Annotated in this window: 15 protein-coding genes; 5 read left to right on the top strand and 10 right to left on the bottom strand. The window is 66.1% G+C overall.

The window, feature by feature from the left end; translation table 11 throughout:
* Positions 1–112 precede the first annotated feature (112 nt).
* The 5 genes from H0A72_RS13395 to H0A72_RS13375 form a co-directional block, all read right to left on the bottom strand.
* Positions 113–2,599: a DNA internalization-related competence protein ComEC/Rec2 gene (locus H0A72_RS13395; protein ID WP_180156107.1), complete on the bottom strand. Its 2,487-nt coding sequence runs from the start codon at positions 2,597–2,599 to the stop codon at positions 113–115.
* Between the two features lie 98 nt (positions 2,600–2,697).
* Positions 2,698–3,438 carry an SDR family NAD(P)-dependent oxidoreductase gene (locus H0A72_RS13390; RefSeq protein WP_246814997.1) on the bottom strand — a complete coding sequence of 247 codons (741 nt, stop codon included), beginning with the start codon at positions 3,436–3,438 and terminating at the stop codon, positions 2,698–2,700.
* A 32-nt stretch (positions 3,439–3,470) separates the two neighbouring features.
* A complete protein-coding gene (locus H0A72_RS13385; protein WP_180156097.1) occupies positions 3,471–4,448 on the bottom strand; it encodes a Bug family tripartite tricarboxylate transporter substrate binding protein in 978 nt (325 codons plus the stop codon).
* 147 nt (positions 4,449–4,595) lie between these two features.
* Positions 4,596–5,312 (bottom strand): SDR family NAD(P)-dependent oxidoreductase, encoded by a 717-nt coding sequence (locus tag H0A72_RS13380; RefSeq protein WP_180156096.1) that lies wholly within the window; start codon positions 5,310–5,312, stop codon positions 4,596–4,598.
* 9 nt (positions 5,313–5,321) lie between these two features.
* Positions 5,322–7,025, bottom strand: coding sequence for a thiamine pyrophosphate-binding protein (locus tag H0A72_RS13375; RefSeq protein ID WP_180156094.1), 1,704 nt, complete (start codon positions 7,023–7,025; stop codon positions 5,322–5,324).
* Positions 7,026–7,157: 132 nt separating this feature from the next.
* On the opposite strand from H0A72_RS13375, the gene H0A72_RS13370 reads away from it, so the two are divergent.
* A complete protein-coding gene (locus tag H0A72_RS13370; RefSeq protein WP_180156092.1) occupies positions 7,158–8,183 on the top strand; it encodes a LacI family DNA-binding transcriptional regulator in 1,026 nt (341 codons plus the stop codon).
* Between the two features lie 31 nt (positions 8,184–8,214).
* Here H0A72_RS13370 and H0A72_RS13365 read toward each other — a convergent pair whose 3' ends face one another.
* Positions 8,215–8,925, bottom strand: coding sequence for a FadR/GntR family transcriptional regulator (locus H0A72_RS13365; protein ID WP_343060243.1), 711 nt, complete (start codon positions 8,923–8,925; stop codon positions 8,215–8,217).
* A gap of 143 nt (positions 8,926–9,068) precedes the next feature.
* On the opposite strand from H0A72_RS13365, the gene H0A72_RS13360 reads away from it, so the two are divergent.
* Positions 9,069–9,938, top strand: coding sequence for a fumarylacetoacetate hydrolase family protein (locus tag H0A72_RS13360; RefSeq protein WP_180156088.1), 870 nt, complete (start codon positions 9,069–9,071; stop codon positions 9,936–9,938).
* Between the two features lie 29 nt (positions 9,939–9,967).
* Entirely contained in the window at positions 9,968–10,966 is a 999-nt protein-coding gene (locus H0A72_RS13355) for a tripartite tricarboxylate transporter substrate binding protein (protein WP_180156086.1), read from the top strand.
* 1 nt (position 10,967) lies between these two features.
* Here H0A72_RS13355 and H0A72_RS13350 read toward each other — a convergent pair whose 3' ends face one another.
* From H0A72_RS13350 to H0A72_RS13340, 3 genes are read right to left on the bottom strand one after another with little or no spacing between them, the layout of a single operon-like run.
* Positions 10,968–11,798: a TatD family hydrolase gene (locus H0A72_RS13350; protein WP_180156084.1), complete on the bottom strand. Its 831-nt coding sequence runs from the start codon at positions 11,796–11,798 to the stop codon at positions 10,968–10,970.
* 12 nt (positions 11,799–11,810) lie between these two features.
* Complete coding sequence (gene lolD, locus H0A72_RS13345) at positions 11,811–12,527, bottom strand: lipoprotein-releasing ABC transporter ATP-binding protein LolD (protein WP_180156082.1); 717 nt, start codon at positions 12,525–12,527, stop codon at positions 11,811–11,813.
* Positions 12,520–13,788 carry a lipoprotein-releasing ABC transporter permease subunit gene (locus H0A72_RS13340; RefSeq protein ID WP_180156080.1) on the bottom strand — a complete coding sequence of 423 codons (1,269 nt, stop codon included), beginning with the start codon at positions 13,786–13,788 and terminating at the stop codon, positions 12,520–12,522. The genes lolD and H0A72_RS13340 overlap by 8 nt, the downstream gene beginning before the upstream one ends.
* Positions 13,789–13,828: 40 nt before the next feature.
* Between H0A72_RS13340 and H0A72_RS13335 the strand changes: the two genes are divergently transcribed.
* Positions 13,829–14,779 carry a hypothetical protein gene (locus H0A72_RS13335; RefSeq protein ID WP_180156078.1) on the top strand — a complete coding sequence of 317 codons (951 nt, stop codon included), beginning with the start codon at positions 13,829–13,831 and terminating at the stop codon, positions 14,777–14,779.
* Entirely contained in the window at positions 14,761–16,467 is a 1,707-nt protein-coding gene (recJ, locus tag H0A72_RS13330; RefSeq protein ID WP_180156168.1) for a single-stranded-DNA-specific exonuclease RecJ, read from the top strand. Before H0A72_RS13335 ends, recJ begins: the two co-directional genes overlap by 19 nt.
* A 35-nt stretch (positions 16,468–16,502) precedes the next feature.
* On the opposite strand, the gene H0A72_RS13325 is transcribed toward recJ, so the two are convergent.
* Positions 16,503–17,381, bottom strand: coding sequence for a DMT family transporter (locus H0A72_RS13325; RefSeq protein ID WP_180156166.1), 879 nt, complete (start codon positions 17,379–17,381; stop codon positions 16,503–16,505).
* Positions 17,382–17,478 lie beyond the last annotated feature (97 nt).

Genomic DNA, 17,478 nt, shown 5'->3' with positions numbered 1-17,478 from the left:
AATATCTTATGGAATTTTCGGTACCGGCTTGTCTGTATTCTTCAGCCTTGTGGGCGAAACTATCATCGCCGATTCCATGCGCCGACGCAAGCAAGTCCTTTGCCCGGGGCGGTCAATATGCCTGCCAGTAGCGGCGGGAAACCTGTCTGGCGGCCCGTACGTCCAGCCCGTCCGCGCGGGAAGCGACCGTGACCGCGCCATGCCTGTCGGTGCGCCAGAAGCGCGCCCCGCTGCGCTCCCAGCGTTCCTGGACGGCGGGATGCGGATGGCCGTAGCGGTTCCATGGCCCCGCCTGGGCGATGGCGTGCGCGGCGCCGACGTGGTCGACGAAGGACGCGGACGACGAGGTCCGGGACCCGTGGTGCGCCGCCAGCACCACATCGACCGGGCCGAGTTCCCGGGCCACCAGCTCGGCCTCCGGCCCCGCGCCGATGTCCGCCGGCAGCAGAGCCGAGTGATACCGCCCACGCACGCGCAGCACGCAAGACTGGTCATTGCGCTCTTTGCTGCCCGTTTCGGCGGACGCGTCCTCCCGGGACGCGAGCGGCCACAGGAACTCGAAGGAGACCCCGTCGATCCGCCAGGCGAGCCCGTAGCGGCATGGCGACACCGCCAGCGGCAGCGGCGGCAGGTCGCCGGGCCGGCCCAGCAGCCGCGATTCCCGGCGCAGATAGGCGTCGAGATCGAACGAACTGAAAGACTGCTGGACCGGCACGCCGTCCAGCACGCTGCGCACGCCGCCCGCATGGTCGATGTCGGCATGCGAGACGATGAACGCATCGAGACGGCCGATGCCATGGGCGCGCAGGAAGGGCCGGACGATGCGCTCGCCGGCATCCGACGCCGCGCTATTGCGCAAGCCCGCATCGAACAGCAGCGCGTGGCGGGCGGTCTGGATGACGATGGCGCCGCCCTGCCCCACATCCAGCGCATGCAGCGTCCAGCCGCCCTCCGGCGGCTTGGGTGGACGCCAGGCCAGCGCCGGAACGATCAGCAGCCAGGCCAGGCGCCGCCCCGGCAGGCCATGAGGCATGGCCGCCCAAGCGATGCCCGCCAGCGCCAGCAGCGTCAGCGCCCAAGGCGCCGCGGCCACCGTGAAGCTGGCCGCCTGCCATCCGGCCAGCCATACCGTGGGCGCCATCATTGCATCCAGAGCGGCGTGGCCGGCCCATGCCAGTGCCGGCGCGACCGGGGCCGGAGCCGGGACCAGCGCCGCCGCGGCCAGCAGCAGGGAGAGCGGCGTCACCACCAGGCTGATCACGGGAATGGCATAAGCGTTGGCCAGGGGCGAAGCGAGCGACACTTCGTGGAAGATCAGCGCCAGCGCCGGCATGAGCGCCATCGTGATGGCGAGCTGCAGATGCGCCGCGCGCATCAAGAAGCGCTTCACGCTTTCGAGCCGATCCGGCTGCCCTTCGCCCACCGGCTGGCCCCACCATCCGGGGCTCGCAAGCAACACGCCGACGGCTCCGAACGACAGCCAGAAGCCGCCGGCCAGCAAGGCCCACGGATCGAGCAGCACCACCACGAACGCCACCATGATCAGCAGGCGCGAAGCGCTGAGCGGCATGCGCAGGACGTAAGCCGCCGCCAGCACGGCCAGCATGAAGAAAGTGCGCCGCGCCGGAACGCCCCAGCCGGCCAGCAGGCAGTACAGCCATGCGACGCAGAGCGCCCCCAGCGCCGCGGCGACTTGCGCGGGCATGCGCTCGGCCAGATAGCGGCCGCGCCAGCGCATGCGCCGCCAGATCCAGAAAACCAGCACGCCGCCCATGGCCGCGATCATCGTGACGTGCGAGCCGCTGATGGAGACCAGGTGCGTGATGCCCGTGCGATTGAAGACCTGCCAGTCGCCGGGCTCCACGCTCGCCTGGTCGCCGATCGACAGCGCCAGCAGCACGGCGCCGTAGCGCTTGCCCTCCAGATGAGGCTGCATGGCGGCCCGCACATGATGGCGCGCCCGGTTGGCGATGATTTCCAGGCTGGCCCAGGCCTGCGTGTCGAGATAGCGCGGCTGCCCTCTGACGGAGCCGGTCGCGCGTATGCCTTGAGCGAACAGATGGGACTCGTAATCGAAGGCATGCGGGTTGCGGCGCCCGACCGGCGTCTTGAGCGTCAAGGCCATGCGCCAGACCTGGCCGGGTATCAGATCGGGGAAGTCCGCAGGCGCCCGATCGGCCCGGCCGTAGGGGCCGGCCCAACCCGGCGCCTGCCATGACACCAAGATGCGGCCGGGCACGCCTTCCGGCATGGAAGAAATCACGTCCGCCTCGAATTGGCGGCCGTCCGGCGACAGGCGCGGCAGGCTCGCGATGCGCAGCTCGACGCGCGCGACCTTGTTTTCGTTGCCGGCGGCGAGCGCGTCGTTCAGCCGGTGTTCGACGCGGGCCGCCGTGATCGCCAGGCCCAGCAGGCCGGCCCACAGCGGCAGCAATATGCGTGTCGGCCATGGGGCGGGAAGAAAAAGCCGGATGAGGATGGAAGCCAGCACGGCCCCCGGGAACAGGACGGCCCAGAATTCGAATGCCGGCATGGCCGGCAGCGCCTGGACGGCCCCGCCGGCGGCCACGAACGCGAGCAAGGAAATGCGACCCGTCATCCCGATACGCCTCAAATCTGGAAGCGTAGTCGGTGGACCGGCTTACCGGGGGCTTTGTGGGCTCAAATCGGCACTACGGGAAGTACGAACCCCCTGCTTCACGCCATCGCCTGCCCTCCGTTCACATCCAGCGAGACACCCGTGATGAAGGCCGCATCGTCGGACGCAAGGAAAGCGACGACGCCGGCGATGTCGTCCACCCCGGCATGCCGCCGCAACGGTATCTCAGAGACGATGCGCTCGCGTTCCGCGGCGCTGCGGCGCTCCGCCCACAAGCCGCTGGTGCGGGGCGTCAGGACGACCCCGGGATTGATGCAGTTGACGGTAATGCCGTCGGGGCCGTATTCCATCGCCAACTGGCGCGTGAAGGACGCGATGGCGCCCTTGGCGGCGGCGTAATTGGGGCCGGCTATCAGGCTTCCGTAACGTCCGGCCTTCGAGCCGTAGTTGATGACACGTCCGCCGCCGCCGCGCTGCATCAGGGGCAGCGCGGCGCGGCACGCCCACACCGCACCCATCAAGTTGAGATTCATCACGCGATGCCAATCTTCATCGCTTTCCTCCGCGAAACGGTAGGGCGTGTGCAAAGAGCCCCCTGCGTTATTGACCAGCACGTCCAGCCTGCCGGCGGCCTCGAACGCCGTCCGGATGGCCAGGGCGATTTCCGTCTCGCTGCCGGAATCGGCCTGCAAGGCGTCCACCCGCAGCTTCAGACGCTCCGCTTCTTGAAGGGTGCCGTCCAGGGCGGCCGCATCGCGATCGGATACCCATACATGCATCCCTTCCTGCGCCAGGCGCAAAGCCGTGGCCCGGCCTATTCCAGCGCCTGAGCCCGTCAAAAATGCGGTTTTTCCAGCCAAGCCTCGCATTTTCATTCCACCTTGATGTCCGCAAACCGGATGACTTCGGACCAACGCTGCGTTTCCGTGTTCAGCAGTTCACGGAAGTCCGCGATCGATCCGCCTTTCGGCTGCGCCCCGACATTGGCCAAACGTTCCTTGAAGGTGTCGGTTGCCAGGATCTTGTTCACTTCGGCATTGATTTTTTCCAATATGGCGGGCGGCGTGCCGGCGGGCGCCAGCAGCGAGAACCATCCCTGCGATTCGAAACCCGGCACGCCGGCCTCGTCCATGGTGGGCAGTTCCGGCGCAGCGTCGCTGCGCTGCTTGGTGGTAACGGCCAGAGCCTTGACACGCCCTGATTTGATGTGCGGCAGCGCGGCCGGCAGGTTGTCGAACATGATGTCGATCTGCCCGCCCATCAAGTCGGTCAGGGCGGGAGAACTGCCTCGATAGGGAATATGCATGATATCCGTACCCGTCATCGACTTGAAGAGTTCCGATGAAAGGTGGGGCGTGCCGCCTATGCTCGATGAGCCATAATTGACTTTTCCGGGCCGCGCCTTGGAGTAGGAGATCAAGTCCTTCACCGACGATATCGGCAATTTGGGATTGACGATCAAGACATTGGGCACGGTCGCCACGACGACGATCGGATCGAGCTCTTTTTGCGGGTTGAAAGGATTGGATTTGAAAAGCTGGGGATTGATGGTCAAGGTCTGAGGGGCGCCCACGACCAGCGTGTATCCATCGGGCGCCGCGCGCGCCGCGGCCTCCATGCCTATGTTGCCGCTGGCCCCGCTGCGGTTTTCCACGACGAAGGGCTGCCCCAGCGCGCGCGCCAGCCTGTCGGAAATCTCCCGGCCCACGATGTCGGTGGCCCCGCCGGGCGGAAACGGCACAATCACCTTGACGGGACGCTCGGGATACGCGGCGGCATCCTGGGCCTGGACGGCAACCGGCATGGCCAGCAAACCCAAGACGATAGGAAGTGATTTAAGGAATTTCATGGATGGATCTCCTCTTTCGTTTTAATAAGCAAACACATCAACCCTGCATGAGTTCCGCGGCAATGAACGCCCGCCGCCTCCCTAAAATGGCCAAGCGACACGCCATACGGCACTTGATGCACGTTCGACATGGCGTATTCGATGCTGCTAATCCATCAACGTGCCGCCGTTTACATCGAGCACATGGCCGGTGATGAAGCTCGCCGCCGGGCTGGCTAGAAAATGCACGGCGTCGGCGATCTCGGCGGCCGTTCCCAGCCGCCCCAGGGGAACGCGAGCGGCGATTTCCGGCCAGCGGTCGCGGGGTATCATTTCGCCCTCGATGGGGCCCGGCGCAACGGCATTGACGCGTATGTCGGGCGACAGCTCGGTCGCCAGCGACTTCATCAATGAAATCACCCCCGCTTTCGACGCGCAGTAATGGGCTTTGGTGCCGGCCTTGCCGGCGTTCAACGCCGCAAAGCCTGTTTTCCCGGCACGAGAAGTCAGCAGGACCATGCTGCCCTTGGTTTTCAGCAAGGGGGTGATGGCGGCCTGAGCCACCACAAAGCTTCCCGTCAGATTGATGTCTATGAGCCGCCTCCATTCTTCCAGGGGAATGGAGGCGATCGGCCTGGCGGGCGCCGTAACGGCCGCGGAATGTACCAGCAGTTGCAGGGGTCCGAGTTTTTCCGCCTCCGCAAACAGCTTGCGCACTTGCTGCGGATCGCACACGTCGGCATGGAAATAGCCGCAGCCGTCAGGCAAAGGCTGTTGCGGCTCCGACAGATCGGCGATCAAAACGCGGTAGTCGGCGGCCAGCCGGCGCGCAATGGCCCAACCGATATTGCGGGCGCCGCCGGTAACAATGGCTACGGGCTTCATGAATGGTCCTCAATAGTCCGATACGTCGACGTGGCTGGAATCGGGGTCGACCGCGACGTCGATGACGGTAGGGATGTTCGAGCCACGGGCTTCCTCGAGCGCCGCGGCCAACTGCTCCGGCGTGGTGGCATTCACGCCGCGGCAACCCATGCCTCGCGCGATCTGGGCGAAATCGGTGGGCGAAAAATCCACCGCTATGCGGCGGTCTTTCAAGTTGTCGCGCACCATGCCGAGCCCGCCGTTGTTCGCCACGACAACGGTAATCGGCAGTTGCTCCTGTACGCAGGTGGCCATGACGTTCATGGTCATGGCAAAACCGCCATCGCCCGTGAGGCAGACGACGTTCTTCTCCGGATGAACCAGCTTCACCGCCGCCGCCGCGGGCGCGCCCCAGCCCATGCCGCCGATGCCGCCCGGCACCACCAGTTGCCCCGGCGTGCGCACTTTGAGCGTGGTGGTCGCCCAGATCCGATTGGTGCCGGCATCCAGCGTCAGCATATCGTCGGGCGTCAGGAAGGCATCCAGCGCCTTGATGACATCCGCGTTATGAACCGTTCCGGGAGCGGCGCGAGTCGGCGCATCGAAGACGGGATGCGCTGAGTGAACCTCCGCAATCCAGGCCAGGCGGTCCAGCCGCCGCTCCGCTCCGAGATCATGCGCGAGCAGCGCTTCGATCGCGTCGCCGCCGTCGGCGCATATTGCCAGATCGACCGGGTAAACCCATCCGGCGTTGCGCGGATCGACATCGATCTGGACGATGCGCTGAACCCCCGGCTTGATGAAGCCGGGGTCGCGAAATTTAATGTAGTCGGCCCCAAGGCTGGCGCCGACGACGATCAGCGTATCGGCGCTCTCGACGGCGGCGTTGGCGGATTTCATGCCCCATGTTCCCAGCATGCCGACCGCAATCTCGGAGGTTTCGTCCACTACGCCCTTTGCGTTGTAGCTGGTGGCCACGGCCACGCCAAACTTTTCAGCCAGCAGGGCCACCAGTTTTCGGCCCCGGGGATTCTGCATGCCGTTGCCCACGATAAGTACGGGCCGCCGGGCGTCGGCCACCATTCCCGCCAGCGCCTGGATGGCTTGCGGATCGGGCACGGGCATGACGACATCCTGGTACCCCTGGGCGGGATAGAGCTGTACGCGAGATTGCTCCGGCATCTCCCGGCGAATGATGGGAGACTTCAACACAACGGCCGTCGGCCCCTGGCGCGGCAGGCTGGCTTGCTTGTAGGCTTGCTGAATGGCATAGACCGCTTCGTGCGGCTCGGTCGCATAGTAAGTGGATTTGGTCATGGTCTTCATGACGGCGCGGACATCCGCCGCGCCATAATCGCCCGTCATGGTTTGATACACGCCGTACATGCCGAAGCCGTCATAGCAGGACGTATCCGTAAGCACGAGCATGGGCGAGCCGGCGAAATAAGCTTCCAGTATCCCGAAGGCGCCGGTGGTGCTGGCGAAAGGCCCCTGGCCCATGTAGACACCCGGCTTGCCCGTCAAGCGGCCGACGACCTGCGCCATGATGGAGGCGACCTGTTCGCCCCGCGTCAAAATCACGCGCAGTTCCTTTCTCGACCGGTAGAACTCGTCCAGCATCCAGGTCACGCCCAGGCCGGGCAGGGTAAACGCATAGTCGACCTTCAGGTCGGTAAGCGTCTTGACGATCGCCTGCTTGGTCGTGACGGCGGCGGTGGGGGATGATCCATCCATTCTTTTTCCTTTAAAGAAGCTTTTTTTCATAATACAAACGTTTGCATTGGCGAGTCAATGACATTTTCATAGGGAGTATCGATAATGAGTGGTATATTTTTGACTATCGTTTGCAATAGAGGTCGAAAGTAGATGGCAGCCAGCTTGCAGGATGTGGCCCGGATGGTGGGGGTGTCCATCAGCACCGTATCGAGGGCGCTGCATCGCCCCGACATGGTCGACGCCGAAACCCGGAAGCGCATCGATGTCGCGGTGAGTGCCTTGGGCTATGTTCCGCAAGGGGTGGGCCGCGCGCTCGTGTCCCGGCGCACGCGCAGTGTCGGCGCCGTCGTTCCGCGCATCGGCGCATCCGCTTTCGCGCAAACCATAGAGGCCTTGCGTCAGGGCTTGGGCAAAGCCAACTACACCTTGCTGCTCGCGCAGCCCGCCATCAACGAGCAGGCGGATTTGCGCCCTTTGCGCACGCTCATAGAAAGAGGCGTGGACGGCGTGGTGCTTCTGGGGAACGACTGTCCATCCGCCTGGCTGGATCTCATTGCCAAGAACGGCCTGCCCGTTGCCACGATCTGGGCCGATGCGGGGAACGCCCTGCCCGGCGCCATCGGGTTCGACAACTATATCGCCGGCCAACAGGCCGCCGAGCACCTGCTGAGCCTGGCGCATCGCGAATTCGCTTTCATCAGCGGCCATCTTGCGTCCAACCAGCGGGCCCGGCAACGCTATCAAGGCCTGCTTGAAACCATCGCCGCCGGCGGTGGGCGGCTGTCGCGCGAGCTGATCGTTGAAGCGGATTACGGATTCGCCGACGGCTACGAGGCAGCCCGCCATTTATTGAGTAAAAAACTGCCCTTTTCCGCCTTGATATGCGGCAACGACTATCTGGCTCTGGGCGCCATGGCGGGACTGCGCGAACAAGGCCTGGACATCCCTCACGATATATCCGTCATCGGCTTCAACGACAGCGAGTTCTCGCCTTTTGTGAATCCGCCGCTTACCACCATCCGTTTTCCTTCCGTCGAAATCGGCACGATCGCGGCTGAAACCCTGCTGGCGGCGATAGACTCAAAGAAAGCGATGCCGCCGCCCCAGATGCTGCCTACGGCATTGGTACGGCGAAGCTCGACGGGGCCGCTGCAACACGGGCGGAAACACGGATAGCTGCAGCGCCGGCGGCCTTGCCCCCCCGCTTTCAGGCGCCGGGCCGCGAGAACAGATTGCGCTGGATCTGCTCCAGGTGCTCGACCAAAAGCCGGCGCGCCTGGACCGCGTCACGGTCTTTCAGGGCGTCGACGATCGCCCGGTGCTGGACCTGATATTGGCGGCGGGTTTCGGGCGTGAGCGAAATGCGTTTCAGCCTGCCCCATTCGCCTTGTTCCCTGACCTGGTTGGTGAGATCGAGGATGCGCACGAAGAAGCTGTTGTGCGTGGCATGGGCGAACGAGCGATGCAGGGCTTCGTCCCAATGTTCGAATTCCTCGATGCTGCCCGCCGCTTCGGATTGTTCGAGGCAGTGGAACATGTCCTGGAAATCCGCCGCGGTGGCGTTTTGCACGATCAGCCCCGGCATGAGCGGTTCGATCAGCAGGCGCGCGACCATGAGTTCGGCCGGGCTGGTGTGCGCGGGCTCCGGTTCGGGCCGCGGCCGGCGCAGCGCTTCGGCTTGCGCCGCGACGAAAGTGCCGCTGCCCACGGTCTGGGTGATCAGGCCTTGTTCGCGCAGATGCGCCAGCACCCGCCGCACCGAGCCGCGCGAAATGCCGAAGCGCTCGCTGAGTTCGCGCTCGGGCGGCAGCTTCACCCCCCGGCGCAAGCCGCCTTCGGACATTTCCTTCAGCAAATGATCGGAAAGCGCGCGGATGCCCTCCGCCCGCGCCCCGGGCACGGCAAAACGTTGCTGCACAAGCGACTCCAGCATGGAAAACCGGTATTTTACTAAATTGTACCAATTGGTCAATATAGTCGGAAAATGCCGATTTTATAGATCCAATTTGGTCTTGTTTTTGTGCTACATTAGCGCGGTTGGATCAATCTACAGGAAGCGATATGAAATTAGCGACTCTCAAGCACAATGGCAACCCCGCGGTATGCCTGGTCGATTCGGGCAAGCAGCGGTACTGGCCGCTTGCCGACCTCATCCCGGGCTTTGGCTCGAACATGCACCAGTTGGTACAGCAGTTCGACGCAATCCGGCACCAGATCCAGCCGCGCGGCGAAGGCCTGCCGCTGGATGCCTCCCTGCTTCTCGCGCCCATCCAGCGCCCGTTCCGCAATGTGTTCTGCGTCGGCCGCAACTACCACGCGCATGCCAGGGAATTGTCCAGCTCGGTCTTCAAGGACAACGACAAGAACGTGCAGTCCTGGCCCATCGTCTTCACCAAGGTACCCGAATCCGTGATCGGCCCGAACGACGCCGTGGCGCTGCCCAAGGGCATTTCCGAACAGATCGACTATGAAGCCGAGCTCGCGGTCATCATCGGCAAGGGCGGCAAGAACATCTCGCGCGCCGACGCCATGAACCATGTCTTCGGCTACACCATCGTCAACGACGTCACCGCCCGCGACGTCCAGATGCGCCACCAGCAATGGGACATGGGCAAGTCCTTCGACACCTTCTGCCCCATGGGCCCCTGGGTCGTCACGGCCGACGAGCTCGACGGCGGCAACACCCGCGTGCGCTGCTGGGTGAACGGCGAACTGCGTCAGGACGGAGCCACGCCCGACCTCATCTTCGACCTGCCCACGCTGATCGAAACCTGCTCGCGCGGCATCACGCTCCACCCCGGCGACATCATCGCCACGGGCACGCCCGCGGGCGTCGGCATGGGCATGAACCCGCCGCAATACCTCAAGACCGGCGACGTCGTCCGCATCGAAATCGACGGCATCGGCGTTCTGGAAAACACATTCAAGTAAGCACAGCATTCCGCATCCGGAGCAGACACATGAACAAGCTTTCCATCAAGAAGACAGCCGGCGCCGCGGCCTGGCTCAAGGCATTCTGCGCAACGGCGGCCCTGGCGCTGTCCGGCCACGCCCTGGCCCAGTACCCCGAACGCCCCATCACCATGATCGTGCCCTTCCCGCCCGGCGGCGTCGCCGACACCGTCGCCCGCCCGGTGGCGGACGCGCTGTCCAGGGAATTGGGCCAAAGCGTCGTCATCGAGAACAAGGCCGGCGCGGGCGGCGCCATCGGCATCGGCTATGCCGCCAACGCCAAGCCCGACGGCTACACCATCCTGCTGAGCCTGTCGTCCATTTCCATACTTCCCGAAGCCGACAAGATTCTTGAACGCAAGCCGGCATTCCGGCTCGACCAGTTCAAGCCGATCGGCCGCATCACCGCCGATCCCACCGTGCTGGTCGTGCGCGCCGACGCGCCCTGGAAGACCGTCAAGGACTTCGTCGAAGACGCGCGCAAGCATCCGCAAGACATCACCTATGGCAGCTCGGGCATCTACGGAACGATGCACGTGCCCATGGAAATGCTCGCGCAGGCGGCGGACGTGAAGCTGTCGCACATTCCCTACACGGGCGCCGGCCCGGCGGTGGCGGCCCTGCTGGGCGGCCACGTCCAGGCGCTGGCGACCGGCCCCGCCAGCGCGCTGCAACAGATCAAGGCGGGCAAACTGCGCGCCCTGGCGCACTGGGGCGACAAGCCGCTGGAATCCATGCCCGACGTCCCCAGCCTGAGCTCACTGGGCTATGACGCGAAATTCATCCAGTGGTCGGGCATCTTCGTGCCCGCCGCCACGCCGCCGGAAGCCGTCGAGCGGCTCAGCGGCGCGGTGCAGAAAATCGCCGCCAGCCCCGATTTCCAGAAGACCATGCTGGCGACGGGCAGCCCGCTGGAATTCCAGGACTCGGCCGGCTTCGACGCCTACTGGAAAACCGACTCCCAGTCGATCGCCAAGGCGGTCCAGAAAATGGGCAAGGTGGACTGATTCAGCCCGCCATGGCCGGCGCCGCATGGCCGGCCAGCCTGGGCAGCACGCGCCGGGCATTCGCCGCGGTGGCGAACACCACGTCTTCGCGGCTCACTTCCCTGATTTCCGCCAGCGCCTGGGCGATGCGCCCCACGTGAGCCGGCTCGTTGCGCGCCGGCGGCTTGCCCGGCCCGCCCAGCCAGGCGGGCGGAATGTCGGGCGCATCGGTTTCCAGCACCAGGTCCTGCAAAGGCAGTTGCCGCGCCAGCCGGCGGATCTGCAGCGCCCGCGCGAACGTCATGGCGCCGCCCATGCCCAGCGCGAACCCGTGCTCGATGAACAGCCGGGCCTGCTGCAGGCTGCCGTTGAAGGCGTGCGCAATGCCGCCGATCGGCGGCCGCCGCCGCAAATGCTTCAGCAGCAGATCCTGTGAACGCCGCACGTGCAACAGCACCGGCAGCCCATAGCGCCGCGCCAGGTCGAGCTGGGCGCCATAGAAGCGTTCCTGCTTCTCGCGCATGGCGTCTTCCTTGAGCGCCGGCAGGAAAAAATCCAGGCCGATTTCCCCGATGGCGACGAAGCGCGGATCTTCCAGCGACGCCTGGACGCAGGACTCCAGGCGCTCCAGGTCCTGCTCGCGCGCCTGCGGCACGCAGATGGGATGAATGCCCAGCGCGTAGGCGCCGCCCTTGAAAGAGCGGGCCAGCGAGCGCACGGCTTCGAAATTGCCGACCTCGACGGCGGGGATGACGATGGCGCCCACGCCGGCCGCGCCGGCGCGCTCTATGACTTCCTTGCGGTCGTGCGCGAACTCCGCCGCATCGAGATGGCAATGCGTATCGATCAGCATGGGACTCCTCTGCTATGCCTGCGGCAACGGCGGTGTCTCGGGATCGACCAGGCGTCCTTTTTCCATGGCCAGTTGCCGGTGCGCCAGCGCCGCGAGCGCCGGATCGTGGGTCACGATAGCAAACGCCGTACCGAACTCCCGGTTCACCCGCCGGAGCAGCTCGAACATGCTTTCCGCCGTGTACCGGTCCAGGTTGCCCGTGGGCTCGTCGGCCAGCACGCAGCTGGGCCGCGTCACCAGGGCGCGGGCCAGAGCCACCCGCTGCCGCTCGCCGCCGGACAGCTGCCCGGGATAGTGGTCGATGCGTTCGGCCAGGCCGACCTGCTCCAGCACCGCCTGGGCCTGTTCGCGCGCGGCTTTGCGGCTTTCGCGCCGCACGATCAGCGGCATGGCCACGTTGTCCAGCGCCGAAAATTCCGCCAGCAGGTGATGGAACTGATAGACGAAGCCCAGGCTGCGGTTGCGCAGCCGGCTGCGCTGCGTTTCGGACAAGCCGTCGACCGGCTCGCCATTGATCAGGACCGAGCCGGAATTGGGCCGGTCGAGCAGGCCCAGGGTGTGCAGCAAAGTGCTCTTGCCCGACCCGGAGGCGCCGACGATGGCCACCATTTCGCCCTGGTCGACATGCAGGCTGACGTCGCGCAGCACGGGGATTTCGCGGCCGCCTTCGTGATAGGTCTTGACGAGGTTGCGGGCGCTGAGCGCGTGGACCGGAACGGGATCAATCATGGCGCAGCACCTCGGCGGGCTGGAGGCTGGACGCGCGCCAGCTGGGATACAGAGTGGCCAGCAAGGCCAGCGCCAGGGATGTCGAGGCCACGACGGCGATGTCGGCGATCTGGGGATTGGACGGCAATTCGCTGATGAAATAGATTTGCTGCGGCAAGAACTGCACGCCCAGCATGCGTTCGATGAGCGGCACGATGACGTCGATGTTGTAGGCCACCAGCGCGCCGAAGCCGACGCCCAGCAAGGTGCCCACCACGCCGATCAGCGAGCCCTGCACCAGGAAGATGCGGGCGATCTCGCGCGGCGTCGCGCCTATCGTGCGCAAGATGGCGATGTCGGAGCGCTTGTCCTTGACCGCCATGACCAGGGACGACAGCAGGTTGAAGGCGGCGACCGCCACGATGAGCGCCAGGATCAGGAACATCATGCGCTTTTCGGTCTGCACGGCGGCAAACCAGGTGCGGTTGTTCTGCGTCCAGTCCTGGGCATGGACGTAGGGCGGCAGCAGCGCGGCCAGTTCCCGCGCCACGAAAGGCGCCTGCTGCATGTCGGCGATGCGCAGCCGCACGCCGCTGGAGCCGCTGTCGCGGAACACCCTGGCGGCATCCTCGACGTTGATGAAGGCAAGCGTTGCGTCGTATTCGTAATAGCCGGAGGAAAAGACGCCGCCCACCGTGAACTGCCGCATGCGCGGCGTGAAGCCGGCCGGCGATATCGAGCCTTGCGGCGCCAGCAGCAGGACGGTATCGCCCACCCCGACGCCCAGGCTGACGGCGAGCTGGTTGCCCAGCACCACCGAGAACGCCCCGGGCTGGAGCGCATCCAGGCGGCCCGAGACCATTTGGCCGGCAATGTCCGAGACCGCGCTTTCCGCCGCCGGATCGATGCCGCGCACCTGCACGCCGGCCAGGGTTTCGCCGCGCACGATCATGCCTTGCGCCGCCACGAAGGGCGCCGTCCCGGTGACCGCCGGGTGGCGCGAGGCCCGGTCGGCGATCTGCCGCCACTGCGACAAGGCGTCGCCCGCGTTGCGGGGCACGTAGAGCTCTATGTGCGGCAGCACCGACAGCATGCGGTCGCGCACCTGGGTCTGGAAGCCGTTCATGACCGACAGCACGACGATGAGCGCGGCCACGCCCAGGGCGATGCCGGCCATGGAGCTGGCCGCGATGAACGACACGAAGCGGTCGCCGCGCCCGCCGCGCCGCCTGGACCGCGCCAGGCCGGCGTACCGGGCCCCTATCCACCATTCATAAGACATTATTCAAGCCACCGTTTCCCATTGACACTACAATTCAGGAATGCGAATCGTACTACCAGGCGCTCTGCCGGATCCGCGCGAAGCGCGCGAGCTGGTCCCATATCTTCAAAAAACCGCCCCGACCCTGTTCGGCTGGCTGGAACATGCCCGGGCTCGCATCCTGGACGCCGACCCCGCCGGAACGGGCTGTACGCCGTTCGAGTTCTGGCAGTTGCGGGCCCGCGGCTTCGAGCCTGAAGATGGACAGAATTTTGCCACAGGCCTGGGCCCACTGCGGGCCCAGGCATTGCAAAATGCTTCCATCGCGCCCGCCGACGCCGTCTGGCTGGTCGAGCTGGTGCATGTATCCCCCGCGCGCGACGGCGCGGCGCTGCTGCCCGCACAGGAATTGTCCATCACTCCCGAACAGAGTGTAGCCCTGTTCGAATCGGTGCGCGCCGGCTTCGCCGAGGCCGGCTTCACGCTGCGCGAGGCCGGCGGCGACTTCTGGCGCGTCGAACCGCCCGCCGCCTTCGCGCCGCGCTGCGCGAGCCCGCTCCTGGTCAGCCTGACATCGGTGAACGACTGGTGGCCGCAGGACATGGAGGCGCGGCCATGGCGCAAGCTCGTCAACGAAACGCAAATGCTCTGGTTCGACCACCCGGTCAACCGGCAGCGCTACCAGCAGGGCTTGCTGCCGGTGAACAGCCTGTGGCTCTACGGAGGCGGGCGCGGCGAACAGCTGCGCAACGCGCCTGCCGGCGACGACGTCCAGGTGCACGGCTCGCTGCTCGCCTTCGCCGTCGCGCAAGACTGGGGAGGCTGGCTGGCGGCGCTGTCCGAGCTCGAAACGCGCGTCTTCCGCCCGCTGGCCGGGCGGCCCATGCCCGGCCTGGTATTGACCGGAAGAACCCGGCTGGCCGAACTGGAAGCCCCTGGATGGAACAAGTGGAAACAATGGCTGCCAGGCAGCCGAGAAGCATGGAGAAAATGGTGGTCACCCCCCGACTGAGTACCCGGCCCGTCAATCACGCGGCCGCCAAAGCCCTGGAAGCGGCGGGCATACATCCCCTGCTCTCGCGCCTCTGGGCGGCCCGCGGGGTCGAATGCGCGCAAGACCTGATGCTGAACTGGGCCGCGATGATACCGCCCGGGAGCCTCACCCAGTCCGAGCGCGCCGCCAAGGTGCTGGCCGACGCGATCCAGTCCGGCAGGAAGCTGCTCATCGTCGCCGACTACGACTGCGACGGCGCGACGGCCTGCGCCGTCGGGCTGCGCGCCTTGCGCAGCATGGGCGCGCGCGTGGACTTCCTGGTGCCGAACCGGTTCGAGACCGGATACGGGCTTTCCCCGGCCGTGGTCGAGCTGGCGGTCCGGCATCCGGCCGGCAAGCCCGACATGCTGATCACCGTGGACAACGGCATCGCCAGCGTCGACGGCGTGGAGGCCGCCCGGCTCGCGGGCATGGACGTCGTCATCACCGACCACCACCTGCCCGGCGACGAACTGCCCGATGCGCTGGCCATCGTCAATCCCAACCAGCCCGGCTGCGGCTTCCCTTCCAAGAACCTGGCGGGCGTGGGCGTGATCTTCTACCTGATGCTGGCGCTGCGCTCGGAATTGCGCCGGCGCGGCGTCTACCCCTCGGACGGCGGACCGCGGCTGGATCAGCTGGCCGACCTGGTCGCCCTGGGCACGGTGGCCGACGTGGTCAAGCTGGACGCCAACAACCGCCTGCTGGTCACCCAGGGCTTGCAGAAAATGCGCAGCGGCCGCATGCAGGCCGGCGTGCGCGCCCTGTTCGCCGTCGCGGGGCGCGAGCCCCGGCAAGCCAGCGGTTTCGATCTGGGCTTCGCCATCGGCCCGCGCATCAACGCCGCAGGCCGCCTGGCCGACATGAGCCTGGGCATCCATTGCCTGACGACGGACGACGAAGCCCTGGCGCTGCGCCTGGCGCGCGAACTCGACGCCATGAACCAGGAAAGGCGCGGCATCGAGGCGACCATGCGCGAAGAGGCCCTGGCCTCCCTGGAGGCCGCCGCGCCGACCATCGGCGCGAGCGTCTGCGTCTATCACCCGGAATGGCACCAGGGGGTGGTCGGCCTGGTCGCCTCCCGCCTGAAGGAAACGTACTGGCGCCCGACGCTGGCCTTTGCGCGTTCGGACACCGGCGAGCTGCGCGGTTCGGGCCGCTCCATACCCGACGTGCACCTGCGCGACGTGCTGGACCTGGTGTCCAAGCGGCACCCGGGCACGATCCTGAAGTTCGGCGGCCACGCCATGGCCGCGGGGCTGACGCTGCGCGAGGACGCCTACGCGCTGTTCACCCGCGGCTTCGATGAGGCGGTGCGCGAGCTGAGCGGCAAAAGCAGTTTCGATCCGGTCATCGAGACCGACGGATCGCTGGAAACCGGCTATGCCAATGCCGACGTGGCCGGGCTGCTGCAGCAGCAGGTCTGGGGCGCGGGCTTCCCGCCGCCGATTTTCCGCGATACTTTCTATGTCAGGCAGCAGCGGCTGCTGAAGGACAAGCATCTGAAGCTCAGCCTGGAGCGGGGTCACCAGCGTTTCGATGCGATCTGGTTCAATCGGGCGGAAATGCTGCCCGAAATGGTGGATGCGGCTTATCGGCTGGACCAGAATGTGTGGAACGGCACGGTATCGGCACAGCTGATCATCGAGTACGCTTGTGGCGTCTAGGGCCCGTCCACGCCAAAAGGCGGGCGGCGCCGGCCCTAGTCATCCGCAACGGCTCGCGCCGGCAGGGTCGCCAGCAGCAGGCCGGCCAGCGCCATTGCGAACGCCAGCAGCTGCATGGGGCTGAACGCCTCGCCCAGCGCCGCCACGCCCACCACGGCGGCGCCCACCGGCAGCATGACCGTGAACACTCCCGCCCGCGACGCCGGGACCGACTTCAACCCCGTCATCCACAGCCACACCGTCCACACGCTGGCCGCCAGCCCATAGAACAGCAGCGACAGCCACATCGCCCCGGAAACGGCAAAGAAATCGAAGCTCAGGGCCGCATAAAGGCCCAAAGGCGTCATCAGCGCGAACCCCCACAGATTGATGACCGCGCTGATGCGCTTGGGCCCCATCACCGCCGTCAACCGCTTCCCGATGACCGCGTACGACGCTTCGCAGAACACGGCGCCCAAGATCAGCAGATTGCCCAGCCAGGCCAGGCCGCCCGGATCCGCCGGCGACTGCCCCGCGCCGGCGGCCTTCGCCTGCGCGAGCGACAGGATCAGCATGCCCAGCCCGCCGCAGGCCACCGCCGCCCAGGTGCGCCGGCCGATGCGCTCCTTCAGGAAGACTCGGCTCAGCAAGGCCACCGCGGCCGGAATGAAAGACAGGATCACGCCCGCGGAAACGACCGACGTCAGGCTGACGCCGGCCAGCATGCACAAGGTGAAAAGGAAATTGCCTAGGAAGGACTCCAGGAAGATGAGCCAGCGCGTGCGCGTGGAAAGCGCGGGCTCGTGGGCGGGCTTTCGTATCCAGCGCAGCATGGCCACGGCGCCTATGCCGAAACGGAGCCAACCCAGCAGGAACACCGGAAACACGGCCGCCAAAGGCTTGCTGAGCGCCACGTACGCGCCCACCAGCGACATGCTGAGCGCGAGGCAGCCGTAGGCCAGCAGGCGGTTTCCGGCGGCGGACAGAAGCGACGGATGCTTGGACAAATGCTCTTCCCAAAAATACCGTCAG

This window comes from Parapusillimonas granuli (assembly GCF_013416525.1).
GTDB lineage: Bacteria > Pseudomonadota > Gammaproteobacteria > Burkholderiales > Burkholderiaceae_B > Parapusillimonas > Parapusillimonas granuli.
Note: the sequence above shows the minus strand (reverse complement) of the source record. Positions and strands in the feature narration are given on the sequence as shown.

Bases quoted from the DNA above. Each gene is read 5' to 3' on its own strand.
- H0A72_RS13395 (WP_180156107.1), bottom strand. From the start codon at position 2,599: ATGACGGGTCGCATTTCCTTGCTCGCGTTCGTGGCCGCCGGCGGGGCC.
- H0A72_RS13385 (WP_180156097.1), bottom strand. From the start codon at position 4,448: ATGAAATTCCTTAAATCACTTCCTATCGTCTTGGGTTTGCTGGCCATG.
- H0A72_RS13380 (WP_180156096.1), bottom strand. From the start codon at position 5,312: ATGAAGCCCGTAGCCATTGTTACCGGCGGCGCCCGCAATATCGGTTGG.
- H0A72_RS13375 (WP_180156094.1), bottom strand. From the start codon at position 7,025: ATGGATGGATCATCCCCCACCGCCGCCGTCACGACCAAGCAGGCGATC.
- H0A72_RS13370 (WP_180156092.1), top strand. From the start codon at position 7,158: ATGGCAGCCAGCTTGCAGGATGTGGCCCGGATGGTGGGGGTGTCCATC.
- H0A72_RS13360 (WP_180156088.1), top strand. From the start codon at position 9,069: ATGAAATTAGCGACTCTCAAGCACAATGGCAACCCCGCGGTATGCCTG.
- H0A72_RS13355 (WP_180156086.1), top strand. From the start codon at position 9,968: ATGAACAAGCTTTCCATCAAGAAGACAGCCGGCGCCGCGGCCTGGCTC.
- H0A72_RS13350 (WP_180156084.1), bottom strand. From the start codon at position 11,798: ATGCTGATCGATACGCATTGCCATCTCGATGCGGCGGAGTTCGCGCAC.
- lolD (WP_180156082.1), bottom strand. From the start codon at position 12,527: ATGATTGATCCCGTTCCGGTCCACGCGCTCAGCGCCCGCAACCTCGTC.
- H0A72_RS13340 (WP_180156080.1), bottom strand. From the start codon at position 13,788: ATGTCTTATGAATGGTGGATAGGGGCCCGGTACGCCGGCCTGGCGCGG.
- H0A72_RS13335 (WP_180156078.1), top strand. From the start codon at position 13,829: ATGCGAATCGTACTACCAGGCGCTCTGCCGGATCCGCGCGAAGCGCGC.
- H0A72_RS13325 (WP_180156166.1), bottom strand. From the start codon at position 17,381: ATGTCGCTGGTGGGCGCGTACGTGGCGCTCAGCAAGCCTTTGGCGGCC.